Annotated in this window: 9 protein-coding genes; 8 read left to right on the forward strand and 1 reads right to left on the reverse strand. The window is 68.2% G+C overall.

What is annotated here, in order from left to right:
- Positions 1-621 precede the first annotated feature (621 nt).
- Positions 622-2,115, forward strand: a complete 1,494-nt coding sequence (locus JX283_RS06210) for a regulatory iron-sulfur-containing complex subunit RicT (protein ID WP_204829799.1) — start codon at positions 622-624, stop codon at positions 2,113-2,115.
- A gap of 132 nt (positions 2,116-2,247) precedes the next feature.
- On the opposite strand, the gene JX283_RS06215 is transcribed toward JX283_RS06210, so the two are convergent.
- On the reverse strand, positions 2,248-2,781 hold the full coding sequence (locus JX283_RS06215) for a glucose PTS transporter subunit IIA (protein WP_204829800.1): 534 nt from the start codon (positions 2,779-2,781) through the stop codon (positions 2,248-2,250).
- A gap of 536 nt (positions 2,782-3,317) precedes the next feature.
- On the opposite strand from JX283_RS06215, the gene JX283_RS06220 reads away from it, so the two are divergent.
- The 7 genes from JX283_RS06220 to JX283_RS06250 all read left to right on the forward strand — a co-directional run.
- Complete coding sequence (locus tag JX283_RS06220; protein WP_204829801.1) at positions 3,318-4,244, forward strand: transporter substrate-binding domain-containing protein; 927 nt, start codon at positions 3,318-3,320, stop codon at positions 4,242-4,244.
- A gap of 2 nt (positions 4,245-4,246) precedes the next feature.
- Entirely contained in the window at positions 4,247-5,719 is a 1,473-nt protein-coding gene (locus JX283_RS06225; RefSeq protein WP_204829802.1) for a M20/M25/M40 family metallo-hydrolase, read from the forward strand.
- 361 nt (positions 5,720-6,080) lie between these two features.
- Positions 6,081-7,004, forward strand: a complete 924-nt coding sequence (locus JX283_RS06230) for a transporter substrate-binding domain-containing protein (RefSeq protein WP_204829803.1) — start codon at positions 6,081-6,083, stop codon at positions 7,002-7,004.
- A gap of 90 nt (positions 7,005-7,094) precedes the next feature.
- A complete protein-coding gene (locus JX283_RS06235; RefSeq protein WP_204829804.1) occupies positions 7,095-8,348 on the forward strand; it encodes an amino acid ABC transporter permease in 1,254 nt (417 codons plus the stop codon).
- Positions 8,349-8,360: 12 nt separating this feature from the next.
- Positions 8,361-9,128: an amino acid ABC transporter ATP-binding protein gene (locus JX283_RS06240; protein ID WP_204829805.1), complete on the forward strand. Its 768-nt coding sequence runs from the start codon at positions 8,361-8,363 to the stop codon at positions 9,126-9,128.
- A 1,844-nt stretch (positions 9,129-10,972) separates the two neighbouring features.
- Positions 10,973-12,601, forward strand: coding sequence for an amidohydrolase (locus JX283_RS06245; protein WP_204829806.1), 1,629 nt, complete (start codon positions 10,973-10,975; stop codon positions 12,599-12,601).
- A 184-nt stretch (positions 12,602-12,785) separates the two neighbouring features.
- Positions 12,786-13,140: zinc-ribbon domain-containing protein (locus tag JX283_RS06250; RefSeq protein WP_204829807.1), on the forward strand; the 355-nt coding region annotated here is incomplete at its 3' end.

The raw sequence follows: 13,140 nt of genomic DNA on the forward strand, positions 1-13,140 counted from the left end.
GTCCGCGGCCGCAAGCGCCGTCGCCGAGGCGGCCGCCGCGGCCGGAGTCTCCGAGGCCGAGGCCGCCTGGGCGCTCTCCGTGTGCCCCGCGGCCGCCGACGCCGCGGCCCTGCTCGCCAGCGCGCCCCGCCGGGCCGTGCGCGACGCCGTGCTCGACACCCTCGGTCGCCTGGGGTCGCTCGACGGCTGGGGCGTCCTCCAGGCGGCCGACACCGTCGCCGAGGCGGCCGCCGTGTCGTTCTCGGACGGGGAGGGCGCGATGACCGACGGGGAGCGCGAGGAGCGGGANCGCCTGCTCGAGGAGTACCTCACCCGCGGCGCCCTCAAGGCCGTCAAGGAGCAGGAGAGGCGCGAGGATGCGGCCAAGGAGCGCTCGGGTATCATGGAGGCCGTCGCCATCTGCGAGTCCGTGCTGCGCGACGCCTTTGTCGCCACCCAGGACCGCGCCGCCACGCCCGTCAACGCCGACGCCGCCCCCATCGTGGAGGCCCTGGCCGCGGCCGGTGCCGAGCGCGTCGCCGCCGCCTGCGAGGCGGCCGAGCGCGCCGCCGCGGACATCGCGCACAACGTCACCCCCCGCCTGGCCGTCGAGGCCATGCTGCTCGCCTTCAAGGAGGCCCTATGNCCCGCGTCATCCCGGTGAAGTTCACCTTCGCCTTCTCCGACCTGTGGTTCGACCCCGCGGGGGCCCAGATCGAGGCCGGCGACCACGCCATCTGCGAGACGGAGCGCGGCCTGGAGATGGGGCTCGTGACCGAGGGCGTCCGCGAGGTCTCGGAGACCGAGCTCAGGGAGACCATCGGCGACGCCACCCTCAAGCCCATCGTGCGCAAGGCCACCGACGAGGACTACGACCGCGCCGAGGAACTCGCCGCCAAGGGCGACGAGGCACTGCCGGTGTTCCGCCGCCTGGCCAAGGAGTCAGGCCTGCCCATCAAGCCCGTGGGCGTGGAGTACCTCTTTGGCGGAGAGCGCTGCGTGTGCTACTTCGCCGCCGAGGAGCGTGNGGACNTCCGCCAGCTCGTGCGCGACCTCTCCCGGGCCCTCCACGAGCGCATCGACATGCGCNAGATCGGCGTGCGCGAGGAGGCCGCCCTCATGGGCGGCTNTGCCNGCTGCNGCCAGGAGCTCTGCTGCGCCCGCTGGGAGACCCGCTTCGAGCCCGTCTCCATCCGNATGGCCAAGGAGCAGGNCCNCCCGCTCAACAGCCNCAAGATCAGCGGCGTCTGCGGCCGTCTCATGTGCTGCCTGCGCTACGAGTTCGAGNCCTACCGTGACTTCNAGGGCCGCGCCCCCAAGAAGAACGCCGTGATCGACACCCCGCTCGGCAAGGCCAGGATCTGCGAGTACNACACCCCCCGCGAGATGCTGGGCCTGCGCCTGGAGAACGGCAAGTCCATCAAGGTGCCCCTGGCCGGCATGGAGTGCTCCGAGCGCGCCTGCAAGAAGGCCGAGGAGAATCACTGCCCGTGCCGCCCCGACACCGTGACCCGCTCCATGCTCGAGGCCCTGGAGTCCTCCGAGGTGCAGGTGGCCCTCGCCGAGCTCGACCGCGCCAACGGCGTGGGGCAGCAGGACTTCGACGACAGCGACATCGTGTTCGTGAGCGAGCAGCGCCGCCGTAGGCGCCGGGCGCAGGTGGCCGAGAAGAAGGAGGAGGCCGCCGCCAAGGAGGCCGAGCGCGCCAAGCGGGCCGCCCGCAAGGCCGCCAAGGGAGAGAGCGCCGGTGGCGACGGGCAGCGCCCGGGGCGCCGCCGCAGGCGCCACCACGCTGGCGAGGGCGCGGAGATGCAGGAGTGCCGCGGGGCCGAGGCCCNGCAGGACACCCGCGGGGGAGGGGCCGGCGCGCCCAAGGCGACGCGTAGGCGCCGCCCCGGCGACGGCGGTGGCCGCCAGGACCGGCAGAGCCGTCCCGGCCAGGGCGTCGAGGCGCGCGCGCCCAAGGAACGCGGCACCAAGGAGCGCCGCGACCGGGGTGCCGACAGGCCCCGCGCCCAGCGNCCGCAGCAGGATGCCAAGGGCCAGCCCCAGGGGGGCCAGGGTGCGGAGAAGCCGCGTCGCAGGCGCAGGCGCCGCTCCAACCGGCCCAAGGGCGGCGGCCCCGCCGCCGAGTAGCGGCCGCGGCCGGCGGTGCCGACCGGCCGTCGGCGAGNGTACGTGCGACGAAGAAGGCCNCCGCACCCGGTGGGATGCGGGGGCCTCTCCGTCCCGGTGCGGGACAGGCGGTCTTCTCGGTTCTCGGTGGCGCTAGTCGGTGATCTCCAGGAGGATCTGGCCGGCGTCCACGTGGCCGTGCTGCACGAGCTCCACGCGCTCGAAGTCGTCGGCGTTCACGACGGCGACGGTCACGATGTCGTCGTAGCCGGCCTCGGCGATGGCCTCGCGGGAGAAGGCGAGCACGGGCTGCCCGGCCTTCACGCCGTCGCCCTGCTCCACGAGGTAGGTGAAGCCCTTGCCCTCCATGGCCACCGTGTCGATGCCCACGTGCACGATCACCTGGGCGCCGCCCTCGCTCACGAAGCCGATGGCGTGCTGGCTGCCGGCGTACTCCACGGTGACGGTGCCGTTGACGGGGGCGTAGACGACCTCGTTCTGGGGCTTGATGCCGCAGCCACAGCCGAGGAGGCCCTCGGAGAAGATGTCGCGCTCAACATCCGTGCGCTCGATGACGGCACCTGTCACAGGGGCGGCGATGGTGGTGGGGTTGGCCATGGCCTCGATGGGCTCAATGCCCTCGAGGTTGGGNTCGTTGTTCTTGTTGAACAGGCCGAAGAGGCTCATGGGTGCTCCTATCTGGCAAAGGGGTAGTCCTCTAGTCCCTTTATTCCCAGCGTGACTCTGCTGTGGCACGGCCGCGTCAAAAACCACAGGCCCGTCGGTGCGCGGCAGGTTGTCATGCCAGCCGCCCGCCGCCCTGTTCGACTGATGGGACGGGACACGACCGGTGGGACAGGGNGGCGGTTCCCAAAGGGCGTCCCTGCGGCCCCGTATTCATTGCCGGGCGGCGATGGGTTCAAACCCCGCCCCTTTCACGCCGAAGTATGCAATTGATAGCAACCTGAATGTATGAATCGCCGCATGGATTCGCCCAAAAACGGAGGAAGCAAGGCCGGTTATACGTTTGGATAGGTACATTTACCGGCTTTTTTGCTGACATTTGACCCCATACGCCCATGGATGCATAGAAACAAGAGNGAATTTTATTTCTATACATCGACTGTTGCCCCGGCCGTGGCCGCAGGGATCCGGGGGACGTCGTACCCTTTCGTGCCAACGGCGGCCGGAAAGGTGCCGTCCCCGGATGCGAAGGAGCGGCCATGACCGAGAGCAGCGCCCCCGCGGTGCAGCAGTCCACAGCGAACGGCGGGCTGCCCAAGCGCCCCGCCGCCCGCGTCCTCACACGCAGGGGGTTCCTGTCCGCCGGCGCCCTCGCGGCGGCGACGGTCGCGCTCGCCGGCTGCGGCGCGGCGCCCGACGGCGCCCAGGCCGAGGCGGCCGAGGGCGGGTCCGGGTCCCAGACGCTGCGGGTGGGCATGGAGGCGGCCTACGCCCCCTACAACTGGCAGGTGACGGAGGCGTCGGACACCACCATCCCCATCGAGAACGTCTCCGGCGCCTATGCGGACGGCTACGACGTCCAGGTCGCCAAGCATGTGGCCGCCGCCCTCGACCGTGAGCCCGTGGCCGTCAAGCTCTCGTTCGACGGCCTCATCGACGCCCTGGCCTCGGGTCAGATCGACGTCATCATCGCCGGTATGGCCCCCACCGAGGAGCGCCGCCAGTCCATCGACTTCTCCGACCCCTACTTCGAGGGCACCTACGGCCTGTTCGTGCGCGAGGGTTCGCCCTATGAGGACGCCAAGACCCTCGTGGACCTCTCCGGCGCCTCCGTCGTGGGTCAGAAGGNCNCCANGCTCGACGACATCATCGANGAGATCCCCGGCGTGGTGCACATGACCCCGCTGCCCTCCGTGCCCAACGTGCTCGCCGCCCTCCAGCAGGGCGCCGCGGACGCCGCCACCTACAACATGGAGAACGAGGCTGCCTACCTGCGGAGCAACCCCGGCATCGTGCCGGTGCGGTTCGATGAGGGCGAGGGCTTCCCCGATGTGGTGACCACCGGCGTGGGTGTGGCCAAGGGCAACGACGACATGCTCGCCGCCATCAACGGGGCCCTGGCCGACCTCTCCGACGCGGAGCGCCAGGAGCTGTGGGACGGCGCCGTCGAGCGCCAGCCGGAGTGACCGTGGGTGCCCATGGAGCGCCGCCCGCGGGTGGNGACGGCGTCCTCGCGTTCCTCGCCGGCGACGGCTGCCCCGGGCTCGACGGCCCGGCGGCCGCCCGGCGCCTGGCCGGCCTCCTGTCGTTTCCCACCGTGGCCACGGGGGCGTACGGGTCGGGTGACTGGGGCGCCTTCGAGGAGCAGCGCGCCTACCTGAGGTCCCACTACCCCCGCGTCTTCTCCGCGGCCACCGAGACCCTCGTGGAGGGCGCGGCCGGCGGCGGTCCCCAGGCACTGCTGCTGGAGCTGCCCGGCCGCGACCCGGGCCTCGACCCCGTGATGCTCATGGCCCACCAGGACGTGGTGCCCTGTGTGCCGGGGACGGAGGACCACTGGACCCACGGCCCCTTCTCGGGGACCGCCGACGGCACATGGGTCTGGGGTCGCGGCGCCATCGACATGAAGGTGCAGCTCGCCGGCATCCTCGAGGCCCTGGAGCTCGTGCTCGCCGAAGGCCGCCCCCTCCGCCGCGGCGTGGTGGTGGCGTGCGGCCACGACGAGGAGTGCCTCCAGGAGGGTGCCCGCGCCCTCGCGCGCACCCTCGGATCCCGCGGAGTGCGTCCGGTGTTCCTCGTCGACGAGGGCGACTACCTGGTGCACGACCTCGCCGGCCTCGGCGGCGACGGGCATTGGATGGGGGTCGCCGTGGCCGAGAAGGGCTACGCCGACCTGTGGCTCTCCGCGGCGTCGGCGGGAGGCCACTCCTCCAACCCCGTGGGCGGCACCTCCCTCGGCAGGCTCTGCCGGGCGGTGTCCCGCATTCTGGACGCCGTGGGGGAGCCCCGGCTCACCGGGCCCGTGGCGGCCATGTTCCGAGAGCTCGCGCCCCGCATCTCCCGCGGGCCGGTGGCGGACCTCCTCCAAGGGGACCCGGGCCGCGTGGACGCCTGCGCCACCGAGCTCGCCACCCTGCTGGCCCGGGACCCCGAGACCTACCCCCTCGTGTGCACCACGGCCGCGCCCACGATGATGGAGGGCGGCGCCTCCGTGCCCAACGTGATGCCGCAGGACATGGGGGCGGCCGTGAACTTCCGCCTGCTGCCGGGTGAGACCCTGGAGGGCCTCGTGTCCGCGGTTCGGGAACTCGTGGCCGACCTCGGCGTGGAGGTGGCCCTCATGGGCGGCTCCAATCCGCCCTCCGCGGTCTCGCGTTGGGACGGCTGGGGCATGGAGCGTCTGCGCCAGGCCGCCGCACCCCTCTTCACGGAGCCCGACGGCACCCCCGTGCCGCTCGTGCCGACCCTGGCCGTCGGCGCCAGCGACGCCCGCATGTACGAGGGCGTCTGCGACCAGTGCCTGCGGTTCTCGGCATTCGTGGTGGACGCGGGGGAGAGCTCCCGCGGCGTCCACGGCACGGACGAGCGTGTCCTGGAGCGGTCCTTCACCCAAGGGGTGGCGTTCCTGCGCCGCCTCGTGGAGGCCTGCTGCCTCCACTGACTTACAGGTTGTATACAGAAACAGCTGACATATACGCCGCTTGGCTCATGGGTGTGATAAATGATAGTAAATCTACCAGCTATTATTCAAATAGGTGGTCAATAGAGCCGTATCTTTTGACGGATAGAGCCGATTGAAAAGCGCTGTGATACGCGTTTCTATTCACGGATTCATGCACTTTGCCAGCTACTTTATACCCGTGTTCCCCTATCCGGCCTATGATGCATAGGATTGCGGGTGCATACTGTTTCTATGCAGTGAAAGGGAGGCACCGCGTCCTACCTCGGTATTCGTCTTTATCGTACTCTGGGACCCACCGACGGGCATAGGGCCCGTCCCGTCTGGATGCGAAGGAGCAGCCATGAACGACCAGAACACCTCCCCGGTGCGCCAGTCCTCGACGAACGGCGGGCTGCCCAAGCGCACCGCCTCCGGCTTCCTCACCCGCCGCGGCTTCCTCGCCGCCGGCGCCCTCACCGTCGCCGCCACGGCCCTTGCGGGCTGCGGCACCGCCCCCGACGGCGCCCAGGCCGAGGCCACCGAGGGCGGCTCCGGCACCACCCTGCGTGTGGGCATNGAGGTCGCCTACGCCCCCTACAACTGGCAGGCCACCGAGGAGACCGAGTTCACCATCCCCATCGAGAACGTCTCCGGCGCCTACGCCGACGGCTACGACGTTCAGATCGCCAAGCGCGTGGCCGAGGCCCTCGGCGCCGAGCCCGTGGCCGTGAAGCTCTCCTTCGACGGCTTGGTGGACGCCCTCAACAACGGCCAGATCGACCTCATCATCGCCGGCATGAGCGACACGCCGGAGCGTCGTCAGTCCATCGACTTCTCCGACCCCTACATCGAGGACAGCATCGGCATCTTCGTCATGAAGGGCTCTCCCTACGAGAACGCCACCAGCCTGGCCGACTTCGCCGGCGCCACCGTCATGGGCCAGAAGGCCACCCTCTACGACGACGTCATTGGCGAGGAGATGCCCGACTCCACCCNCGCCAACCCCNTTGANNCCATGCCCGCCGTTCTCTCTCAGCTGGCCCAGGGCGCTGTGGACGCGGTCACCTACCCCAAGATGAACNAGGAGGGCTACATGCGCTCCAACGAGAACCTCGTTCCCATCCNGTTCGCCGANGGCAAGGGCTTTGCCACCACCAACCCCGCTTCGGTGGGCTACGCCAAGGGCTATGAGAAAGCCGACGCCGTGAACGACGCCGTGAACGCCATCTCCGACACCGAGCGCCAGGAGATCTGGACGGCCGCCTGCGACCGCCAGCCTGCCTAGGCTTTTCGGCCATCCAGGCCATCTGTTTTTTGAGAGCGCCGGGCGCCCGAGGTGCGTCCGGCGCTCCTTCGCCATCGATAAGGAGTTGCCATGGCACTTGGAGTACCCGATTCCAGGCTCGAGGAGGCCGTCCTCGGCGAGGAGGAAAATCTCCACCCCTATGCCGAGCCCCTGCCCGAAGGGGCCGGNTTCTTCCNCCGCTTGGCCCGCTTTGTCAAGAGCGACCACCCCTACGTGCTGCTCGGCACGAGCGCCGTGGCCGCCTTCTCGCTTGCCTGCACGGCCACCTTGCCGCTCGGGGCGGCCGGGCGCGCGCTCACCGTTGCGTGCCTTGCCTGGCTCGTGTTCTCGGCCGTGGCGCTCGTGGCCAAGGCGGTCCTGCGCGGCGCCTACCGCAGCCGGTGCCCGCTGGCCCGCGCCACGCTGAGAAAGCCCTTGCGCTATCTCAGCTACCTTGTGTGGGCCTGCGCCATAGCGCTGTTCTGCCTGGGACCCGTGGCCCACTTCGTGGCCCTCTGCCAGGGCGCCATCGCCAGCCCCACCAACCCTTCTGGCTTTCTCGAGAGTGCCGTCTACATGCTCTACAACGGTCGCCAGCTCTTTGTCACCGGCGTGACCACCACCATTGAGCTGGCCCTTTTCGGCACGGTCATCGCTTTCTTCCTGGCGCTGCTCCTCGTGTTCCTGCGCATCCAGACGCCCGACCGCGGCGAGAACGACGCCGTGCGCTTCTTCAAGGCCGTGGGTGCAGGTTTCGCCCGTCTCTACTCCACCGTGGTGCGCGGTACGCCCATGATGGTGCAGGGTGCCATCGTCTACTTCGCCGGCCTCGCGGTGTTTCGCGGNATAGGCTGGGAGACNGCCCACATCAACGCGGTGTGGTCTCCGTTCTGGGACGGCCTCGTCACCATCNGCCTCAACTCCACGGCCTACATGATGGAGGTGCTGCGCGGTGGCATCGAGGCCGTCGACCCCGGCCAGCTCGAGGCGGCGCGCTCTTTGGGCCTCTCCCAGTGGCAGGCCATGCGCCGCGTCGTTTTCCCCCAGGGCGTGAAGAACTCCATCCCGGCCCTGTCCAACGAGCTCATCGTCAACANCAAGGACTCCTCGGTCCTCTCCATCATCGGCGTGTTCGACCTGATGTTTGCCACCACGAGCGTCATCGGNATCTACTACNAGGGCCTCGAGGCCTACTGCATCGCGGCCGTGGTCTACCTGATTCTCACCATGGTGTTCTCCAAGGTCCTCACCATGCTCGCCGCCCGCCTCGACNTGGAGGCCCCGGGTCCCGTGGGCTCCACCACCGATCCCGCCGCCGCGCCCGCCCGCGCGCGCCAGTCCTAAGGAGGGGCGACCATGACCGCAGCCGACACCCCCAACGCCGCCCAGGCCCCGCTCATCTCGGTCCAGGGCCTGCGCAAGTCCTTCGGCTCCCACGAGGTGCTCAAGGGCATCGATCTCGACGTGGCCCCGGGAGAGGTGCTCACCATCATCGGCGCCTCGGGGTCGGGCAAGTCCACGCTCCTTCGCTGCCTCAACCTCCTCGAGACCCCCGATGCCGGCCACGTGTGGTTCGGCGGCCAGGACCTCATGGCCCCCGAGACCAACGTCAACGCCCTGCGCGCCGACATCGGCATGGTGTTCCAGGGGTTCAACCTCTTCAACAACCTCGACGTGCTCGACAACTGCACCCTGGCCCCGGTGACCCTGGGCAAGCTCAAGAAGGAGGAGNCCGAGAGGGTGGCCCTCGACCACCTGGCCTCCGTGGGCCTGGCGGACTTCGCCCACGCCGACTCCAAGCGCCTCTCCGGCGGTCAGAAGCAGCGCGTGGNCATCGCCCGCGCCCTCTGCATGAACCCGCAGATCATGCTCTTCGACGAGCCTACGAGCGCCCTCNACCCCGAGATCGTGGGCGAGGTGCTCGAGGTCATGCGCAAGCTGGCCGAGGGCGGCATGACCATGGTGGTGGTCACCCACGAGATGGCCTTCGCCAAGAACGTGAGCGATCGCGTGGTCTTTATGGACCAAGGCGTCATCGCCGAGCAGGGGGCGCCTGAGAAGATCTTCGGCGATCCCGAGCAGCCCCGCACCCGCGAGTTTTTGGCCCGCTACCTCGACGACTAGCCAGGCGTCGCGTGTCGTGACAATGGGGACGGTGACATCTGTCACTTATCCTATTTGAACCTATATGTAATCGGCAGGCGCCCCCACCCCTCCGGAAGGGGTGGGGGCGCCTGCCGTCGTTCTCCTGCCACNGGCCACGGATGGGTTGGTAAGTCTGCTGTGCAGGCGACCGGGAGCGGCCTAACTCATCGTTGTCGCGGTTCAAGGCGATGTGGTCGAATCTGCTTGTTTGTGGCCAAGAACAAAGTGTGCGGCAATCGAATGACAATGGATAAACGATGCGCCGTTTACCACTTTATAGATACCGTTCAGCATAAGTGTGCAATCTGCTAATGAATCTANTCAAGACGTNTGATTGAATGACGGTATCGACAAAAGAAAGGAGTTAAAATGAGTTCAATTGACTTGACAAGGCGCGGGCTGTTCGGCCTGGCGAGTGTATGTGCGGTTGCGTCACTGGCACCAAAGATGGCCCATGCGGCTCCATCAAACGCGTCTTCAACGGATACCTGCAAAGCTATTGNGCTCGATGACTCCACCGGTNATTTGGCAGAAGCACTGGTTTCTCAAGAGCGTGTAACTGTTAGCTTGAATGGTGCGCCATATATTGAGAGCTCAATTGGATTNGATGGGAGTGGGCGGGCTATTCGCAGGATTCCTGCTGGATATCAATATAATAGTACAATGTATCTTGGCAATATTATGCCCTGGGCTAGCTTCGCCGCAACTTTGATAGGACTCGGGATTGGTTCGGGGAAAGTACGAGAAGTATACAATGCAATTGTTAATCTCGTAGGTAACACTGCATCTGTTTACTGTGCTATCGGTATCTACGTCAACAGCAATGCTGGTATGAGTTACTGGGTTGTCCGATTCTACAATGATACAAATTATAGGTCAATGATATATTGGTTTGGATACGGTCCGTTCTCAGGATCGCGGCCGGCTTAACGCTATGGATTGGCGGAGACTTGTTAATTGGGTGCAGATTCGTCTCGAGCGTTCCAACCCAGTGCCCNCGCACCTGAATGTTCTANGCACCGTANNGGGCNCCGTTCTTGTTGCGGTAACGGTGATAATGATATCTGGTTTTATATGGTATCCCCTTGTGCGCTCTGGTGCGGGAGACCTTGTGGCGGATCGTGTCTTCTCGGTGGTTTGCGAGGCGCTCTTCTGGGTCTATGTGGGTACGTTGGCGGCTCGCCCTCTTTTCAGGCGTTTTTCTTAGAGGCGGCACGGGGTGCGTCTCCCGTGCCGCCTCTCATCCTTCCAAGGTGCCATGATATTAGGCGGCAACTGCGATAAAGAGGGCGGCGACATTTGTCATTTCACCAAGTCGGCCGATGATGACGAGAGGATGACGAGAGGGGAAGGGCTGCTCGGCAACGCCGCGCACCAAGGCCGCACAGTAGGCCCCTCTCGACGCAAAGGCCCCTTGTCGTGCGATTGGCCGCTCGCTAAGGCCCGCCTGTTCCTCGAAAACCGTTCGCCAAGTCCTCCTCGACGCAAAGGGGGCTTGGCGAACGCACGGCAAGGCCCCCTTGCAGCACGATGCCTTTACTGTGCGTCCGTGCTGTGCGGGCGGCGCCCTGCGGCCTCCGGGGCGCCCGGTCCGTCAGTCGCTTCGGGCGGGGTGGCGGCGTTGCTGCACAGTCGGGGCCGTGTGACAGCAAAAGAACCCGACCAAAGTGACACCCACTGTGCGGCCGGCGCCGCATGACAGCCGCCGCCCCGCCGGCCGTCGGCGGGTCGCGGTGGACGCCGGTTCGGCCCCGGGGCCGGGTAGGCGTATGCTGGTGGGCGACTGCACCTTTGAATGAGCCTCGAGGACAGGGGAGAGGGCCATGGCCACGCGGATCATCACGTCCCGCCACGTCTTCGACGGGCTGGGGGACCGCACGCNCCCCGCCGCCGTGGTGGTGGACGGCGACCGCNTCGTGGCCGTGGTGGACCCGGACCACGCCCATCTCTACCAAGACTCTTCCACGCAGGTGGAAGACTGGGGCGACGCCTTCGTCTGCGCCGGCCTCCACGACGCCCACCAGCACGTGTTCCACTCGGCACTTTTCCCCTCGGCCCTCGCCATGGAGTACTGCGGCACCTCCGAGGCCGATTGCGCCGNCCGCATGTACGACTTTGCCAAGGACCGCCCCTGGGGCACCTGGGCCCTCTCCCACGGCTGGCGCGACATGCTCTGGGACCCGCCCATCGCCCCCACGCGCCTCTCGCTCGACGCCTACTTCCCCACGACGCCCGCGGCCATGTACTCCGGCGACTCCCACACCCTCTGGCTCAACACCTGTGCCATGCGCGAGCTGGGCATCGACGAGGACACCGAGCTCCCGGCCGGCGGCTCCTTCGACCGCGACGGGGACGGCCGCCTCACCGGCGTGTTCCGCGAGGGTGCCGGCATGTACTACGTGGCCCGGGTGCTGGAGTCGCTGCCCAGGGAGCAGCTCCNCCAGGTGTTTCNCGACTGGCTCCACGAGCTCATCNNCCGCGGCGTCACCTCGGTGTGCGACATGGGCCTCTCGGCCATCCCCGGCTGCGACGCCGTGCTCGACGACGTGTGGTCGGACCTCGACGCCGCCGGCGAGCTCACCGTGCGCGGGCACCTGTTCCCCACGCTGCCCCTCGACGGCGACCTCTCCCGCATCGANCGCCTGCAGNCNGAGCTCACTGGCCCCATGCTACGCGCCCCAGGCGTCAAGCAGTTCTTCGACGGGGTGAGCAGCGCCCACACGGCGTGGCTGCTGGAGCCCTACGCCAACCCNCGCTTCCCCGGCGACTGCGGCCACCCGGCCATCCCCGCCGAGCANATGCGCTCCATCGTGCTCAAGGCCGCCGAGGCCGGCATCGCCGTGCGCATCCACACCATCGGCGACGCCGCCGTGCACGAGGGCGTCTCCATCTTCGAGGAGGCGAAGGGGCGCTTCGGTGCGCCTGCCCAGGGGCGCAACTGCCTCGAGCACATCGAGAACCTCGAGCGGGCCGACGTGGCACGCATGCGCGACGCCGCCGTCGTGGCGTCCGTGCAGCCCCAGCACATCGTCATCGACGTCACGCAGCCGGCCCGCGACCTCGGCGAGGGGCGCGCCTCCTTCATGTGGCCGTTCCGCACCTACCTGGACAGCGGCGTGCCCATGGCCTTTGGCACCGACGCCCCCTGCGTGCCCTGCGACCCCGCCGCCATCGTCCACGACGCCGTGACACGCCGGGACGCCTCGGGGGACCCCGCGGGCGGCTGGCTGCCCGAGCAGCGCGTGAGCGCGGCCGAGGCCGTGCGCGCCCTCACCCTCGGCGGCGCCGTGGCCGTGGGTCGCGAGCGCGAGCTGGGCACCCTGGAGCCGGGCAGGCTCGCCGACCTCGTCGTCATCGACCGCAACCCCCTCTCCGAGAACCCCGACGCCCTCCATGGCGCCCATGTCCTCGCCACCTACGTGGGAGGCCGCAAGGTCTTCGACGGGGTTTGAAGGGACCTGCCGGCCCTGGCCCCCGTCAGGCCGGTCTACGGCTGATGTTCCGGTTGCGGCATGGTTTGAGGAATACCGCTTGCGGGAATCTTAAAAAGACTGTGCAGGGTAATCCACGGTCCCACCGGACCCGTATCCTGTGACGGTACGTTGCATCGTCCGTGCTCACAGTGAGGAGATGTGTATGCATTGCAACCGTTGCGGCCACGATAACGGCGAGGACGCCCGATTCTGCAGCAGCTGCGGCAGCCCCCTCGACGTCCCCGAGGAGGTCGTGGCCGGGGAGACCGTGGCCGAGGTGGCCATCGGGGCGGCCCCCGTCGACCCCGAGGAGCTCGAGGGCGAGGCCGCGGTGGCCGCGGAAGCCCTCGCCGCCGCCGATGCCGGGGACGCGCCCGGTGAGCCCGCGGCCGCGCCTGACGAGACCGTCGTCGTGGAGGCCGACGAGACGACCGTCGTGGCCGAGGAGGCTGCCGCCGGGGAGGCCGACACCGTCCCCGAGAGGCAGCCGCTGCCCGACGCCCCGGGCGCCCCGGTCC

It is taken from the genome of Olsenella sp. CU969 (genome assembly GCF_905219715.1).
In the GTDB taxonomy this organism is placed as follows: domain Bacteria; phylum Actinomycetota; class Coriobacteriia; order Coriobacteriales; family Atopobiaceae; genus Granulimonas; species Granulimonas faecalis.